This window comes from Phenylobacterium conjunctum (assembly GCF_042679085.1).
GTDB classification, from domain to species: domain Bacteria; phylum Pseudomonadota; class Alphaproteobacteria; order Caulobacterales; family Caulobacteraceae; genus Phenylobacterium; species Phenylobacterium conjunctum.
In genome coordinates this window covers 1-15,372 of record NZ_JBHTLQ010000066.1, presented here as the reverse complement: position 1 = coordinate 15,372, position 15,372 = coordinate 1, and the positions used below count along the sequence as shown (strand labels likewise).

Sequence of the window (15,372 nt, the reverse complement as noted above, 5' to 3'; positions counted from 1 at the left end):
AGCCGGCCGCCGAGGGCGCTGCGGCTCCGGCCGCTGGTGCGGCTCCGGCTGCTGCGGCCCCCGCCGCGGCTCCGGCCAAGCCTGCCGCCTAAGCCTCAGGCTTTCGCACAACGAATGCGCCGGCTGCGGACCCCGCAGCCGGCGTTTTTCGTTTCAGGGATCAGCCTCTGTCGTCAGGGCCGGCGATAGGCGACCGGCGGGCCGCTGTTGGGCGTGATCCGGGCGATGGCCTCAGCCAGGGGCTCGATGGCCACGCACATGTGGTGGGCGTTGGCGTGGATGATGCGCGCGGCGTCCAGCATCATCGCCACGTGGCCCTTCCAGAACACCAGGTCGCCGCGCGCCAGGTCGGCGGGATCGACGGCTTCGCCCAGGGCCTGCTGCAGGTCGGTGTCGCGCGAACAGCCCCGACCGCAGGCCATCAGCGCCTGTTGCACCAGCGCCGAACAGTCCAGGCCCAGGCTCTCGCGACCGCCCCACAGATAGGGCGCGCCCAGGAACCGTTCCGCCACCGCAGCCGGGTCAGTCTCGAAGACGCCCACCGGCGTCAGGTGCGCCTCCACCACCCAGCCAGACCCGGCCAGCTTGGCGAACCGACCCTCGCGGGCCTCGACGGTGACGAGGCTGTTGAGGGAATAGGGTTCGGAGGCTTGCGTCTTGATGCTGGGTTCGGCGAAGGCGTAGGTCCGGATCGCGGCGACCCGGTGGGTCGGCAGGCGGACATCGGCGTCCAGGGCGTCGGCCTCGACAAAGCCCACATAGCCGTCGCGGCGGGCCTGGCCCCAGGCGAAGCCGTCCTTGACCTCCAGCACATCGAACACCTCGCCGAACAGCAGGTGGTCCTGCCGCTCGGAGGCCAGGTCGGGGCGCACATGGATTCCCGCCCCGGCGCGGGCGAGCCGCATGGGCTTGGGATCGGCATAGGCCCCCGCGGCCACAAGCCCCTCGAGACTGCGGCTGGCCAGGTCGGGGCGAGCCAGGGTCAGGCGCGGATCGCGGCTCACGCGAAGCGGGTCCGGATCATGCGGTAGAGGCCGCGGATCGCCTGGGCCTCACCGCCCGAGGGCCAGCCAGGCCGCCCGCGCGGGTTCCAGGCGAAGATGTCGAAGTGCGCCCAGGGACCGGGCGGGGCGAAGCGCTGCAGGAACAGGCCCGCGGTCATGGCGCCGGCCTGGGCCCAGCCGTCCGGGTCGTTCTTGATGTCGGCGATGTCGCTGTCCAGCGCATCCACATAGCCCTTCCAGAGCGGCAGCCGCCAAACGGGATCGTGCGCCGCCTGGGCCGCGGCCTCGATCTCGCGGGCCAGGTCCTCGTCATCGGTGAAGAAGGGCGGCAGCTGCGGGCCAAGGGCCACGCGCGCCGCGCCGGTCAGGGTCGCCATGTCCAGGGTCAGCGCCGGCTCCAGCTCGGCGGCGCGGGTCAGGGCGTCGGCCAGGATCAGCCGGCCCTCGGCGTCGGTGTTGCCCACCTCGATGGACAGGCCCTGGCGCGAGGCCAGCACGTCGCCAGGGCGCATGGCGTCGCCGCTGATGGCGTTCTCCACCACCGGGACCAGGACGCTGAGCCGCACCGGCAGCTTAGCGGCCATGATCATCCGGCCGAGCGCCAGGGCGTGGGCGGCGCCGCCCATGTCCTTCTTCATCAGCCGCATGCCGGAGGACGGCTTGATGTCCAGGCCGCCGGTGTCGAACACCACCCCCTTGCCGACGATGGCGACCAGCGGCTTGCCCGCCTCGCCCCAGCTGATCTCGATCATCCGCGGCGCGCGCTCGAGCACGGCCGCCCGGCCGACCGCATGCACCGCCGGATAGTTGGCCTCCAGCAGGCCCTCGCCGACGATCACCGTGATGCGGGCGCCGTGCTGTTCGGCGATCTCGCGGGCGATGGTCTCGATCTGCAGCGGCCCCATGTCGTTGGCCGGGGTGTTGACCATGTCACGGGCCAAGGCGCAGGCGTGGGCGACATTAGCCACCTCGGCCACGTCGACGCCCTCGGCCACCAGCCGGACCTTGGTCCCGCCCTTGGGCTTGTAGCGGTCGAAACGATAGCTCCCGAGCGCGAAGGCCAGGGCGGCCTCGTCGGCGCTCACCCCGTCCGGCAGGCTGGCCAGGCGGTAGTCGCCAGCCGGCAGCTTGGCCGGCAGGGCCCGGAACACCGGCGCCTCGACCCCGGCGCCCAGGCCGAACAGCACCTGGGCCAGGGCCCCGTCCTCGCCCGGAACCGCCAGCACCTGGCCGGCCTTGGCCTTGAACTCGGAGAGGGCCGCAAAGCCCTGGACGAAGGCCGGAGCGGTCTCCAGATAGCCCGCGAGCTCGGCCTCGGTCAGGGGCAGGATCGGCACGACCGGACGGTCGGACGGCTGGGCGAGGATGACTTCGGACATGGGCGTTCGCCCTCCAATTTATGCTTAACGCTTCCTTTAAGCGGCGGGGCGAGGATGGCGGCGTCCTTCGGAGCCCGTGACGTTCATGTGTCGCATGTCGGCGCTCGCCGCAACCGCCCTCGTCCCCGTCCTGGTCCTGGCCGCCCCGGCCCTGGCCAAGCCCGCCGCGAAGCCGCCCGTGGCGGCGGCCGCGGCCGAGGCGCCGCGCAAGGCGAGCCCCGCTGATCGGGCCATGGCCCAGCGTCTGGATCCCCTGGCCCGCGCGGCCTTCTGGGCCCGCGAAGTCGACACCGATCCCATGGACGCCGAGGCGGGGCTGGCCCTGTCCCAGGCGTTGAGGGGGCTCGGCCGCTATGACGAGGCCATCGCCTCGGCCCAGCGCGTCCAGCTGGCCCGGCCCAATGACGTGGAGGCCCTGCTGGAGCTGGCCCGCGCCCAGATCGGCAAGGGCCAGGGCTTCTACGCCATCGCGCCCGCCCGTCAGGCCCAGACCCTGGCCCCCGGCGACTGGCGTCCGGCTTCCCTGCTGGGCGTGGCCTACGAGCAGGCCGGGCGCGACGACGAGGCCCTGGCCGCCCACCGCCAGGCCCTGGCCCTGGCGCCGGACAACCCGTCGGCGCAGACCAACCTGGCCCTGTTCTATGCGAACCACGGCGAGACGGCCGAGGCCGAGACCCTGCTGCGCGCCGCCGCCGCCCGTCCCGACGCCCCCATGGCCGCCCGCCAGAACCTGGCCCTGATCCTGGGCCTGCAGGGGCGCTTCGCCGAGGCCGAGAAGCTGGCCCGCCAGGACCTGCCGCCGGAGACGGTGGAGAACAACATGGCCTGGCTGCGCGCCGCCGCCGGCGGGGCCACCGGCCGGTCCTGGGACTCGTTGAAGTCCGCCCAGTAAGGCGCGCCGACACCTCGGGCGCGACGCCCAAAGCCTGAAACTCAGTGCTTCATCATGTCCATGCCCTTCATCACCGCGGGGCCGAGGATCACGATGAACAGGACGGGCAGGAAGAACACGATCATCGGCACGGTCAGCTTGGCCGGCAGCTGGGCGGCCTTCTTCTCCGCCGCCGCCATCCGCATTTCGCGGTTTTCCTTGGCCATCACCCGCAGGGCCGCGCCCAGGGGCGTGCCGTAGCGCTCGGCCTGGATCATGGCGGTCATCACCGACTTGATGCCGGGATAGTTGGTCCGCTTGGCCAGGCCCTCATAGGCCTGGCGGCGTTCCGGCAGATAGGACAGCTCGGCGGTGAGCAGGGTCAGCTCCTCGGCCAGCTCGATGGAGGCCCCGCCGATTTCCTGGCTCACCTTCTGGATGGCGGCCTCAATGGACATGCCGCTTTCCACACAGATCAGCAGCAGGTCCAGGGCGTCCGGAAAAGCGCCGACAATGGATTCCCGGCGCTTCTGGATGACGTTCGAGAGATAGATGTTAGGCGCGTAGTAGCCGAGCGTCAGGCCGGCGATGGAGAACAGCGCCCGCTGCTGGGGCGCCAGGCCAAAGTCCTTCACCACGAACAGGTAGAAGGCGATGAAGGCTGCGAAGGCGAAGGGCAGGACGAAGCGGAAGAAGTAGAAGGTCGAGACCGGCCGCGGGCCGCGGAAGCCGGCCTGGGCCAGCTTTTCCGCCACCTTGGGATCTTCCAGCAACCGGCTCAGGTCCAGCCGGTCCACCACCTTCTTGTAGAGGCTCTCGTCGCGGTGGCGCAGGGTGCTGCTCCCGGCCCGGCCCTGGGACGCCAGGGCCTCGCGCGACTTGCGGCGCAGCTCCTCGCGCCTCGTCGACACCGACTTCAGCCGGTTCTCCAGGCTGGAGCGGGCCATCATCGGATTGATGATGCTGAGCAGGGTGGCGAACACCACCACCGCCACGAAGATCGTCAGCAGGTTTTCCGGGGCGAAGAGGGCGGTGAGCGACACGGTCAGGCCCCCTTACATCTTGAAATTGATCATCTTGCGCATCACCAGGATCCCGACGCTCATCAGGGTTCCGGCGACGCCCAACAGCATGTGCCCGCGGGGGTCGGTGAACAGCGGCGCCATATAGTCCGGCGCGATCATGCTGATCAGGACGACCACGCCCGGCGGCAGCGAGCCGATGATGAAGGCCGAGGCGACAGCTTCGCCCGACAGGGCCTTGGCCTTTTCCCGCATCAGCTTGCGCGAGCGGATCACGGTGGACAAGTTGCCCAGGGCCTCGGCCAGGTTCCCGCCGGTCTTCTGCTGGATGGCCAGCACGATGGCGAAGAAGCGCACTTCCGGGGTCGGCATGCGCTCGAACATCTTGTCCAGGGCGTTGTCGAGGTCCGCCCCCATGCCCAGGCTCTCGGTCAGCCGACGGAACTCGCCCGCCAGGGGCTCGGCGGTCTCGGCGCCGATGACGCGCAGGCTGTCATTGACCGGCAGGCCCGACTTGATGCCGCGCACGATGATGTCCATGGCGTCGGGAAAGCCCTCGGTGAAGGCCTTGGTCCGCTTGTTGGCCAGGAAGTTCAGCACCCAGCGCGGCAGGCCGCAGCCGGCGCCGAAGCCCAGGCCAAGCGCGATCAGCGGCGACTGGCGCAACAGAATGGCGGCCACGAACACCACCGCCCCGGTGACGCCGCTGGCGATCCAGAAGGCCCGCAGGTTCTCCTCCAGGCCGGCCTGCTGCATCTTGGCCCCGATGGTCAGGGTGGCCTTCTTCTGCTTCTTGTCCTCTTCGCGCAGGGTCTTGAGGATCTGACGGCGACGCTGGTCCTGGGCGCTGATCGCCGGCTTGCGCCGGCCGGCGTCGCGGTCGACGCCGACAATGGTCTGAGCGCGCTTCAGGGCGCGGGACTGGGTCGAGCCGCCGTTGGTCAGGGCCAGGCCGAGACTCAGCACCAGCAGGAAGCCCAGAAGGGCCGACAGCACAGTGATCAGAGTGAGGCCCACCGCCCTACTCCGCCGAATCCAGGGCTTCAGCCAGTTCGCGTTCCAGGCCGTAGTAGCGGGCGCGGTCCCAGAAGCGGGGCCGGGCGATGCCGGTCGAGCGGTGCTTGCCCACCACGTTGCCGTCGGCGTCCTCGCCGGTGATCTCGTAGACGAACAGGTCCTGGGTGATGATCACGTCGCCTTCCAGACCCACTACCTCGGTGATGTGGGTGATCCGGCGCGAGCCGTCGCGCAGGCGGGCGGCCTGGACGATCACGTCCACCGACCCCACGATCATCTCGCGGATGGTGCGCGAGGGCAGGCCATAGCCGCCCATGGTGATCATCGACTCCACCCGGCTGATGGCCTCGCGCGGGCTGTTGGCGTGCAAGGTGCCCATGGAGCCGTCGTGGCCGGTGTTCATGGCCTGCAACAGGTCGAAGGCTTCCGGGCCGCGGACTTCGCCGACGATGATGCGTTCGGGACGCATCCGCAGGCAGTTCTTGACCAGGTCACGCATGGTGATCTGGCCCTGGCCCTCCAGGTTCGGCGGCCGGGTTTCCAGGCGCACCACATGCGGCTGCTGCAGCTGCAGTTCGGCGGCGTCTTCACAGGTGATGACCCGCTCGGTCGGGTCGATGAAGGCGGTCAGGGTGTTGAGCAGGGTGGTCTTCCCCGAGCCCGTACCGCCGGAGATGATCACGTTGCAGCGGCAGGCGCCGATGACGCCCAGGACCCGCGCGCCCTCCGCGCTGATGGACTTATAGTCCACCAGGTTCTTCATGGTCAGCTTGTCCTTCTTGAACTTCCGGATGGTCAGGGTCGGACCATCCAGAGCCAAGGGCGGAGCGATGACGTTGACCCGGCTGCCATCGGGCAGGCGCGCGTCGCAGATCGGCGAGCTTTCATCGACCCGGCGGCCGACCTGGCTGACGATCCGCTGGCAGATGTTCATCAGCTGGGTGTTGTCGCGGAAACGGACATTGGTCAGCTGGACCTTGCCGCCGACTTCGATGAACACCCGGTTGGCGCCGTTGACCATCACGTCAGCGATGTCGTCACGGGCCAGCAGCGGCTCCAGCGGGCCATAGCCCAGGACATCGTTGATGATGTCCTGGACGAGCATGTCCTGCTCGACCACCGACATCGAGACGTTCTTGATCGCCACCAGCTCGGCGACGATGTCGCGGATCTCCTCGGCCGCCTGCTTGGTGTCCAGCTGGGCGAGCTGGGCCAGGTCGATCGTGTTGATCAGGGCGTTGAAGATCGTGGTCTTGGTGGCGTGGTAGTAGTCGGACTGCTCGCGCACCACCTGGGCCGAGGGCGCAGGGCCTTGAGCGGCGCGCAGCTGCTCGAAGCCCGCCGTCGGCTTAGGCGCGGCGCCCGGCTGGGCGATCTTGGCCTGGGCCGCGGCGGCCTCGGCCGGCTCCATGCGCTGGGGCCGGGTGGCGATCACCGCGCCTTCGGCCGCGGGCGGCGGCGGGGCCGGGCGGGCCTGCGGCTGGGCGGTGTCTGAAGGACGCTTGCCGAACATCTACTTGCGCTTGAACAGGCCGGCGAACAGGGAGGACTTCTGCTGCGGCGGCGGATCGCGGCGGGCGATTTGCTGGGCCAGGAAGTTCAGCCCCTCGGTGGCCCGGGACTTGGCGTTCACTTCGGACAGCATCTGGCCGTTGTTGGCCGCCTGGCCGAACAGCTTGGGATCCCAGGGCAGGCTGAGCGACGGCGTCAGACCCAGGGCCTCGCCGAAGTCCTTCACCGGGATCTCCGGGCGGCCAGGCACGCCCACCTGGTTCAGCACCAGGCGCGGCGGCGCGTCATTGGGCCGGGCGCGGCGGACCAGGTCCACCATGTTCTTGGCGTTGCGCAGCGAGGCCAGGTCCGGCGTCGCGACGATCACCAGGTCGTCGGACGACAGCAGGATCTTGCGGGTCCAAGCGCTCCACAGGTGCGGCAGGTCGAGCACCACGAAGGGCGCCGCGGAGCGGATCTTCTGGGTGACCTCTTCATAGGCCTCGGCGCCGATCTCGTAGTCCTGGTCCAGGGTCGCCGGGGCGGCGAACAGGGACAGCCGCTCGGAGCAGCGGGCCATCATCCGGTCCATCAGCACCTGGTCCAGGCGATCCGGCTGGCTGAGCGCGTCGGCGACGCCCTGCAGCGGGTCCTGGTTGAAGTCCAGGCCGGCGGTGCCGAAGGCCAGGTCAAGGTCCACCAGCACGGCGCCGGTCTGCAGCCGCTCGGTGATCGAGTGAGCGACGTTGTGCGCGATGGTCGAAGCCCCGACCCCGCCCTTGGCGCCGCAGAAGGCGATCTGGCGGCCGACGAAGGGGGCGCTGGGATCGGCGTAGAGGCTGGTGACCGTGCGCACCATGGCCAGCGGCGTCAGCGGCGGCACCAGGTATTCCGAAACGCCCCGGCGCATCAGCTCGCGATAGAGGGCGATGTCGTTGGCCGCACCCACCACCACCACCTTGGTGCCGGGGTCACAGACCTCGGCCAGCTTGTCGAGCTGGGCGATCAGTTGTGGCGCGGGGTCGATGCTCTCGACCATGACCAGGGAAGGCGTCGGCTGGTTCTGATAGATCTCGCAGGCCGCCGCCAGGCCGCCCATGCGGACCACGACAGCCGCCCGCTCCATGCGCCGGTCAGCGGCCGCCCGCTCCGCCAGGTCCGCGGTCTCCGGCAAGGCGCAGAAGACGTGGATGGTGATCCGCGGCAGGGTCGCCTCGCCGAACGCCGCCTCGGCGTCGGCGATCATGTCGTGCACCGGATTGGAGATCGGCTCGTAGCGCGGCGGCTGGTGCAGGTCGTCGGCCAGGGGGTCCCCGTCCAGGTCGCGCAGGGACGCGGCCGAGGGGATATCCCCCCAATCGGCGTCGCGGGCGCGGCCGGCGTCAAACTCCTGGGCCGGCGGGAAGTCGGCGAAGGGATCGGGGCTGCGGCCCGAGGTCAGGTTGGCGGCGGTGCGCCAGGCCTCGTCAGGCTGCGGCGCGAACTCGTCGTCCGCGTCGAACTGCATGTCGAAGGGGTCGGCGCCATGTTGGGGCTTCATGCGGCGGGCCCCTACTTGATCGCGTTCGAGATGACGCCCTGGGCCTGGGCGTCCTTGGCCGAGGAGACAACCTCGCCCTTGCGGTACTTTTCCAGCACGGTGAGGCGCCGGGAGGCGTCCGCCGGACCCATCTCGCGCGGCCGCACCAGGTCAGCCGGGTTGGCGATCTGGGCCGCTAGATTGGCGGTCACCGCGCACCCGAAGTTCTGCTGCACGTCGTTGCTTCGCGAATGGGAGATGTTCTGCCAGGCCTGGCCGCACTTGGGGACCACCGCCTCGTAGCGCATGTAGCCGACCCGCAGGGACGCCTGGACGTCGCCCTGGGCGTCATAGCCCTGGATGGCGATACGGTCGGCGGGAACCCCTTGGGCGATCAGGAAGGTGCGCGCGCCCTCGCCGGTGCGGAAGGCGGCCTGGGCGTCGGGTCCGCCCACCGGGGACCACAGGGTGATCTGGCCGCCCTCGGCGTTCGCCCACGTGGCGGCGAACTGGGCCAGGGCCGTGGCCTGGGTGGTGGACAGCCCCTGGGCGTGGACCGCCAGCCGGATTTCCTCCGGGCGGGCCTCGGCCGTGGCCTTGTAGTGTTCAGTGGGCGTACGCGCCTCGACCACCCGGTCGGGAACCGGGGTCGCGCAGGCGGACAGGCCGGCGAGGAGGATCAGGGCGGAAAGCGGGAAGCGGCGGGTCATTCGATCACGTAGCCGATGGGGCCCTGGTAGGCGCGGCCCGACTGGGGTTGCGGCTTGGCCTTGTAGGCCTTGGTCAACTGGCCGAGCAGGATGGTCTGGGCGTCGTTGGCGATGCGCAGGCCGTCCACGGGGGTCTGGAGCTTGTCCGGGCTCGTGGGCTGGACCAGGTAGGGGGTGACGATGATCACCAACTCGGTCTCGCCGCTCAGATAGTCGCGGGACCGGAACAGACTGCCCAGCACCGGCAGGGTGGTCATGCCCGGCAGGCTGTCCAGGGCCTGCTTGGTGTCTTCCTTCAGGAGGCCGGCGATCATCATCGCCCCGCCCGAGGGCAGCTCCACGCTGGTCTCCGCCCGCCGCACGTTCAGCGCCGGGATGGTCAGGCTGGTCGAGGTCGACGAACTGTTCAGGGAGAAGGCCCCGGTGGTGGTCAGCTCGGAGACCTCGGTCGAGATCTTCAGGGAGATTCGCCCGCCGGACAGCACGACCGGGGTGAAGCCGAGGCCAACGCCGAAGGGCTTGAACTGGACGGTGATGGTCCCCTTCTCGTCCTGCGAGACCGGGATCGGGTATTCGCCGCCGGCCAGGAACTTGGCCGACTCACCGGAGACCGCGGTCAGGTTCGGCTCGGCCAGGGTGCGCACCAGACCCACGCGCTCGAAGGCCTTCAGCGTGGATTCCGCCGAGTTCAGCCCGGCCGAGCCGGCGGTGTTGGTGACGGTGGCCGCGTCATAGTTCGAAGCCACGGAAGAGTTGCGGGCCACCACCGGGCAGAGCGCGCCGCTGGACCAGCCCGAACCGGTGCAGGGCATCTGCAAGATCGGCTGCTTGGTGGTGTCAGCCTTGTAGCCCGTGCTGATCCCGCCCAGCAGCGAGCCGTTGACCGAGAAGGTCGGGGAGACGCCGAGGGTGTACTGGGTCTCGCCCACCTGCCCAAGGACGGCGCTGAGGTTGAAGCCCAGTTGCTTGATGACGTTGCGCTGCATCTCGACGATGCGCACCTTCAGCATCACCTGGTCCTTGCCGGCGATGCTCAGCATGTTGAGCACCTGGCTGTCGGGCTTCTCGACGCTGGCCTTGGCGATCTGCACCGCCTTGTCGGCGTCGGCCAGGCTGGCCACCTGGCCCGAGAGGATCAGGCTGGAATTGATCGCGTCCACCCGCACCGAGGACCCCGGCAGGATGCGGTTGATGGTCTGGGCCACCGCGCTGGGGTCCTGGTCCACCCGGATGGCCAGGGACAGGAGCCGGCGCCCTGACATGTCGAAAAACACCGCGTCCGTGGTCCCGGCCTTGGCGCCCAGCACGAAGATCCGCCGCGGCGACCGCAGAAGAGCGTCCGCCACGGTGGGGTTGGTGACCAGGATGTCGCGCACATCGACCGGCAGTTCGACAATCGCCGACTTGCCGACCGGCAGGGTCAGGGTCTGGGACGCCCCGCCTTGGGCCGAGAGATCGACACGCACGGTCGATGCGTCCTGGGCCCTGGCCAGGCCGGGGGCGAGGACGGCGCCGAGCATCGCGGCGAGAAGGGCTAGCCTGCGCAGGTTCATGGGGTCACGACCTCCGAGGTCTGGCCGGCCCGAATGACGCGCAGGCCCACCTGGGCGCGCTGGGCCGCCACCCCGCGGCTCGCCGCGCCGCCGAGGTCGGCGTAGGAGCGCAGGGACAGGATCATCTCGCCCTGGGCCTTGCCCTTGGCCAGGATCTCAGCGTCGGCCGCGGGAACCTCGAGCACCGCCACCGCGCCGACGATGGACTGGGCGTCCTTATCGGGCTGGGTCTTCTGGTCGATGGCCAGGACCCGCAGATTGCGCATCAGGGTCTGGGTGGTGAAGGTCTTGCTGTCCATCATCGGGCGCGATTGCAGGACGTCGACCCGGTCCCCCGGCAGGATGAAGCCGCCGGCCGCAGTCTCGGCGCTGATCGGCACGGACATGGCCCGCATGCCGGGCAGCAGCACCACGGCCATGTAGCCGCTCTGGCCGCCGCGGACGACCTTGCGCGCGACGATGGGCTCGCCCTGCAGGAAGGCCTCCTTGACGATGGCGCCGTCGAAGGCGGCCATCGGGCCAGAGGCCATCACCGCGTCCTTGGCGGCGCGGGCGGTGTCCTGGGCGACCTGCTTGGCGCCCGGATCCACCGGCGCGGCGGCGGCGCCGTCGGTGATGAAATTCGGATTGAGCGCATCCACCGGCCAGGCCTGCCAGGTCATGTCCAGGGCGGCCAGGCGGGCGCCGACCGGCAGGTCGCGCTTGGCGACAAGGACCTGGGCCATGGGGCGGGGCGGCGGAGCGGCGGCTGCGGCGGGCGCCGGAGCCTCGGGGCGCTTGGGCGCGACCATGCCACGGACCACGAACGCCAGCACGATGGCGGCGAGCGCGGCGGTGGCGATGATGGCGATACGGACGGCGCCCATGAACCAAGACTCAAAGATGCCCGCGACGGAAGCGGACGGCTTCGACGCTCCCGCAACTCCGCAGGCGCGCGCGATTCGGTGATCCGGCCTTTTGCCGGTTGTCAGCCTTTTGCGGCCCGCATGGTTAACGCGGGCTAAAGGAATGGATCAGCCGAGCCCGGCCCCGATCATCAGCGCCGATTGCGGAAACGCCGCCAGGGCGCCGGCCGCGATGGCGAAGCCATAGGGCACGTTCTCGCCGGGGGTGGCCAGGCGGCCGAACCAGGCCGGGCCGTTCTGGACATAGGGCCGCAGCCACAGAGACCGCAGGCCGAGCAGGCCGACGGCCAGGGCGCCGCCGGTCACCGCCGTGACCATCAGGAAGGTGACCACCGCCGGGAAACCGAGCCACAGGCCCGCGGCGGCGAACAGCTTGGCGTCGCCCCCGCCGATCCAGCCCAGGGCGAACATGACCATGCCGGCCACCAGGGCCGCGAGGCCGATTCCCAGCTGCAGGCCGATCGCCGACGGGGCGAGGCCGCAGGCCAGGGCCGCGGGCCCAAAGGCCGCGATCAGGACCAGCGAGATCCAGTTGGGGATGGTGTAGCTGGTCACGTCGCGCAGGGCGGCGACGATCACCAGGGCGGGAAAGATGAGCAGCAGGGCGGCCTGGAGAAACTGCGTCATGTGCGGACCCGTGAAGTAGCGTCGGGCGGACCATGCCCCGTCTAGGTGAACGGAGCGTTGAGGCGCGCCGCGCGTCGCGCCTTTGGGAGGGCCCAGACAGCGAAAGGGCCGCAGCGTTTCCGCTGCGGCCCCTGCGATCGGCTGGAACGGTCGCCGCTTATTGCGGCATCGCGTTCCCGATCTTGGTGAAGGTGCCGCTGATCTTGGTCGACAGCGTGCTCATGGCGGTGATCAGAACCACCGCGATCAGGGCGGCGATCAGGCCATACTCGATGGCCGTGGCGCCGGATTCGTCCTTCAGGAAGCGGGCGGCAAACTTGGTCATAACTCGATCTCCTTGGGTTTGAGGGTTCGAGCAGTCCGCTCGCCCCGAATTCGCAGCGTCACAATGCCGCGCACCTGCCTAATGCCAAGTAAACAGCAAATCTAAATCTGCATTTTCTTATGGTTTACTCGAATTAATCTCGAGTTACTGCTGCATTAAGCACGCAAGTCGTTGGAAAACGGGACATTTCAGACAGCGAAAGGGCCGCGGCGCTTTCGCGCCGCGGCCCCCGCGAGAGGTTCGGGTTTTCGCGCCGCTTATTGCGGCATCGCGTTACCGATCTTCGTGAAGGTGCCGCTGATCTTGGTCGACAGCGTCTGCATGGCGGTGATCAGCACCACCGCGATCAGGGCGGCGATCAGGCCATACTCGATGGCCGTGGCGCCGGATTCGTCCTTCAGGAAGCGGGTGACAAACTTCGACATGACTTGGTCTCCTTGGTTGGTGAGCAAACGTTTGAGGCAATCAGCCAGTGGCTTGCTCACCCCGAATTCGCAGGGTGACTTTCGCCGACCGCGCTTAATCGCGAGTAAACTGAGAAGTATTCGATTCGATTTTTCTATGGTTTACTTTGGTTTACTATTATCTTTGATTAACCATGGAGCCTGATCAGGCCCAAAAACGCCCCTTTCACATAATGATTCTCGCGCGCGCGTGAGTCGCGGAAAGTTCAGCCTTTGTTGACCATTCGGACCGAGCCTCCGGGTCCAACCTGTCCCCTCCGGATGCCCGCCATGCGCCGTCGCCTGCCGCTCCTCGCCGCCGCCACCCTGGTCGCCATGGGTCTCGCCGCCGCGGCCCAGGCCGCGTCCCTGACCGTGCCGATCGACCAGAGCCTACGGATTGTCCTGCCGCCGGGCGCCCAGAACGTGGTCATCGGCAATCCGGCCGTCGCCGACGTCACCGTGCTGGACTCGCGCACCGCCCTACTGCTGGGCCGGGCCTATGGCGCCACCAACCTGCTGGTCACCGACGCCCGTGGGCGAGTGCTGATGGATCGCCAGGTCGCGGTCGCCGGTGTGGAGTCGGATCGGGTGGCCATCTATCGCGGCCCCGCCGGCCAGGGTGTCTCGCGGGTCGAGAACTACGCCTGCGCCACCCGCTGCGAGCGCACCCCGATGCCGGGCGAGACCGACCTGGACTTCAACCGCTACCAGGCGGGCTACAGCGGCTATGCGGCGCGCGCCAAGGAAGCCGCTGGCGCCGCGTCCTCCGCGGGCGGCGGCGGCGGCGACCGTCCGCAGTAGACTTAAACTTCCGATTAGCCAGACAGGCCTATGCTCCGACGATCCGAAGGAGCCATGGGCCAAATGCGCCGCCGACTGATTGACCACCTCAGGAAATTCGCCCGCGCCACCCGCGGCGCGACCGCCCTTGAGTTCGCGATCATCGGGACCCCCTTCCTGGTCCTGTTCTTCGGGATCATCGAACTGGGCCTGGTGTTCATGGTCTCGATCACCCTGCAGAACGCCACTGACGCCGCGGCCCGCAAGATCCGCACCGGCCAGTTCCAGACCGGCGGGGCGGTGACCAAGAACGATTTCAAGACCCAGGTCTGCAACTACATGACCTGGCTGCAGAGTAGCTGCTCGGCCAACCTGACGGTGGACGTCCAGACCTTCACCAACTTCACGAACCAGTCGAACACCGGCGCGCGGGACGCGTCGACCTTCAACCCCGCCAACACCTGCTTCGCCACGGGCGTCGCCGGCGACATCGTGCTGGTGCGCACCTACTACCAATGGACCATCTTCACCCCGCTGCTGAACGCGGCGCTGGTGAACATGGGATCCGGCAGCGGCAAGCGGCTGATCAACGCCGCGGCCAGCTTCCGCAACGAGCCCTACTCCACCGCCAACGCCACGGGAGCCGCATGCTGACGCCGCTTCGCCGCTGGGCGCGGGACCGCCGCGGGTCCGCCGCCGTCGAGTTCGCCTTCGTCGCGCCGCTGATGATCGCGCTCTATTACGGGCTGTCCGAGACCACGATCGGCATGATGTGCGACCGGCGGGCCAGCCACGTCGCCTTCACGATCGGCGACCTCGTGGCCCAGGACACCCAGGTGTCCACCACCGAGATGACCGACGTCTTCAACGTCGGCAAGACCATCATGACCCCCTTCGCCACCACCACCCTGGGCATGCGGGTCACCAGCGTGAAGGCCGGCGCCTCCAGCACCACCGTGGTCTGGAGCAAGACCTCGGGCTCCATGTCGGCCCTGTCCGGGACGGTGACGGTGCCGACCGGCCTGTTGTCGACGGGCGACACCCTGATCATCGCCGAGAGCACCTACGTCTACACCTCGCCGGTGCAGAAGATGCTGCCGACGCCGATCACCTTTAATCAGAAGTTCTACCTGCGGCCCCGCAAGACCACCGAGATCAGCTTCACCAGCTAGATCAGGTCGGCGAGACGTTCGGCCAGGGCGTGGGGCGCAAGCGTCCGCTCCCCGAAGCTGGACACCTGGCGGACGCCGATCAGGCTGTTGCTGATCAGGATCGCCTCAGCGCGGGCCAGGGCCTCGGGGCCGGTGCGCGCCACCGCCACCTCGATCCCCGCGGCCTGCGCCCCGGCCATCAGCACGCCCCGCACGATCCCGGCCAGCACCCCGCAGTCCAGGGCCGGCGTCCAGAGCCGACCCTCGGAGATCCAGTACAGGTTGGCGGCCCCGCAGCAGGCGAGTTCGCCGCGGGTGTTCAACATCACCGCCTCGTCGGCGCCGGCCGCCAGCGCCTCGCGCCGCGCCAGCACATTGTCGAGATAGGCCAGGCTCTTCAGCCGCGAGGCCGGGGACCCGTCATTGCGGCGCACCTGGGACAGAACCAGCCGGGCCGGGGTGGTCGGCTTGGGCGACGCCGCCGCGGTGGCGAACAGGCGCAGCGCGGGCGCCAGGGGCCGGTCGAGGCCCCGCCCACCGGATCCCGCCGTCAGGGTGAGCCGCACGGCGGC

Annotated in this window: 17 protein-coding genes; 4 read left to right on the top strand and 13 right to left on the bottom strand. The window is 69.2% G+C overall.

The window, feature by feature from the left end; all coding sequences use genetic code 11:
* Positions 1-173 precede the first annotated feature (173 nt).
* Positions 174-1,004 carry a C40 family peptidase gene (locus ACFQ27_RS18615; protein ID WP_377354641.1) on the bottom strand — a complete coding sequence of 277 codons (831 nt, stop codon included), beginning with the start codon at positions 1,002-1,004 and terminating at the stop codon, positions 174-176.
* The gene (locus ACFQ27_RS18610; protein WP_377354640.1) at positions 1,001-2,383 is read right to left on the bottom strand and encodes a leucyl aminopeptidase family protein; all 1,383 of its coding nucleotides are present in this window, start codon (positions 2,381-2,383) and stop codon (positions 1,001-1,003) included. The genes ACFQ27_RS18615 and ACFQ27_RS18610 overlap by 4 nt, the downstream gene beginning before the upstream one ends.
* Positions 2,384-2,468: 85 nt before the next feature.
* Between ACFQ27_RS18610 and ACFQ27_RS18605 the strand changes: the two genes are divergently transcribed.
* Entirely contained in the window at positions 2,469-3,275 is an 807-nt protein-coding gene (locus tag ACFQ27_RS18605; RefSeq protein ID WP_377354639.1) for a tetratricopeptide repeat protein, read from the top strand.
* A gap of 41 nt (positions 3,276-3,316) precedes the next feature.
* On the opposite strand, the gene ACFQ27_RS18600 is transcribed toward ACFQ27_RS18605, so the two are convergent.
* The 10 genes from ACFQ27_RS18600 to ACFQ27_RS18555 form a co-directional block, all read right to left on the bottom strand.
* Positions 3,317-4,303 carry a type II secretion system F family protein gene (locus tag ACFQ27_RS18600; RefSeq protein ID WP_374344516.1) on the bottom strand — a complete coding sequence of 329 codons (987 nt, stop codon included), beginning with the start codon at positions 4,301-4,303 and terminating at the stop codon, positions 3,317-3,319.
* Between the two features lie 6 nt (positions 4,304-4,309).
* Positions 4,310-5,281 carry a type II secretion system F family protein gene (locus ACFQ27_RS18595; RefSeq protein ID WP_377354642.1) on the bottom strand — a complete coding sequence of 324 codons (972 nt, stop codon included), beginning with the start codon at positions 5,279-5,281 and terminating at the stop codon, positions 4,310-4,312.
* A gap of 16 nt (positions 5,282-5,297) precedes the next feature.
* On the bottom strand, positions 5,298-6,806 hold the full coding sequence (locus ACFQ27_RS18590) for a CpaF family protein (RefSeq protein ID WP_374343236.1): 1,509 nt from the start codon (positions 6,804-6,806) through the stop codon (positions 5,298-5,300).
* Positions 6,807-8,324, bottom strand: coding sequence for an AAA family ATPase (locus ACFQ27_RS18585; protein ID WP_374343239.1), 1,518 nt, complete (start codon positions 8,322-8,324; stop codon positions 6,807-6,809). It lies immediately after the preceding gene.
* Between the two features lie 11 nt (positions 8,325-8,335).
* Positions 8,336-9,013: a CpaD family pilus assembly protein gene (locus ACFQ27_RS18580; protein WP_377354638.1), complete on the bottom strand. Its 678-nt coding sequence runs from the start codon at positions 9,011-9,013 to the stop codon at positions 8,336-8,338.
* On the bottom strand, positions 9,010-10,566 hold the full coding sequence (locus ACFQ27_RS18575; protein ID WP_377354637.1) for a type II and III secretion system protein family protein: 1,557 nt from the start codon (positions 10,564-10,566) through the stop codon (positions 9,010-9,012). Before ACFQ27_RS18575 ends, ACFQ27_RS18580 begins: the two co-directional genes overlap by 4 nt.
* Positions 10,563-11,432 carry a Flp pilus assembly protein CpaB gene (gene cpaB / locus ACFQ27_RS18570; protein ID WP_377354636.1) on the bottom strand — a complete coding sequence of 290 codons (870 nt, stop codon included), beginning with the start codon at positions 11,430-11,432 and terminating at the stop codon, positions 10,563-10,565. The genes ACFQ27_RS18575 and cpaB overlap by 4 nt, the downstream gene beginning before the upstream one ends.
* A 147-nt stretch (positions 11,433-11,579) precedes the next feature.
* Positions 11,580-12,098 (bottom strand): A24 family peptidase, encoded by a 519-nt coding sequence (locus ACFQ27_RS18565; RefSeq protein WP_377354635.1) that lies wholly within the window; start codon positions 12,096-12,098, stop codon positions 11,580-11,582.
* 157 nt (positions 12,099-12,255) lie between these two features.
* Positions 12,256-12,423 carry a Flp family type IVb pilin gene (locus ACFQ27_RS18560; protein ID WP_374343249.1) on the bottom strand — a complete coding sequence of 56 codons (168 nt, stop codon included), beginning with the start codon at positions 12,421-12,423 and terminating at the stop codon, positions 12,256-12,258.
* Between the two features lie 257 nt (positions 12,424-12,680).
* Complete coding sequence (locus ACFQ27_RS18555) at positions 12,681-12,848, bottom strand: Flp family type IVb pilin (RefSeq protein WP_374343251.1); 168 nt, start codon at positions 12,846-12,848, stop codon at positions 12,681-12,683.
* A gap of 309 nt (positions 12,849-13,157) precedes the next feature.
* On the opposite strand from ACFQ27_RS18555, the gene ACFQ27_RS18550 reads away from it, so the two are divergent.
* The 3 genes from ACFQ27_RS18550 to ACFQ27_RS18540 all read left to right on the top strand — a co-directional run bounded on the left by ACFQ27_RS18550 (position 13,158) and on the right by ACFQ27_RS18540 (position 14,821).
* Positions 13,158-13,670: a pilus assembly protein N-terminal domain-containing protein gene (locus tag ACFQ27_RS18550; RefSeq protein WP_374343253.1), complete on the top strand. Its 513-nt coding sequence runs from the start codon at positions 13,158-13,160 to the stop codon at positions 13,668-13,670.
* Between the two features lie 63 nt (positions 13,671-13,733).
* On the top strand, positions 13,734-14,303 hold the full coding sequence (locus ACFQ27_RS18545) for a TadE/TadG family type IV pilus assembly protein (RefSeq protein WP_374343255.1): 570 nt from the start codon (positions 13,734-13,736) through the stop codon (positions 14,301-14,303).
* Positions 14,297-14,821, top strand: coding sequence for a TadE/TadG family type IV pilus assembly protein (locus ACFQ27_RS18540; RefSeq protein ID WP_374343257.1), 525 nt, complete (start codon positions 14,297-14,299; stop codon positions 14,819-14,821). Before ACFQ27_RS18545 ends, ACFQ27_RS18540 begins: the two co-directional genes overlap by 7 nt.
* Here ACFQ27_RS18540 and ACFQ27_RS18535 read toward each other — a convergent pair.
* Positions 14,818-15,372 (bottom strand): aminotransferase class IV (locus ACFQ27_RS18535; RefSeq protein ID WP_377354634.1); only part of this gene is annotated, 555 nt, incomplete at its 5' end. The two genes, ACFQ27_RS18540 and ACFQ27_RS18535, sit on opposite strands and share 4 nt — an antisense overlap.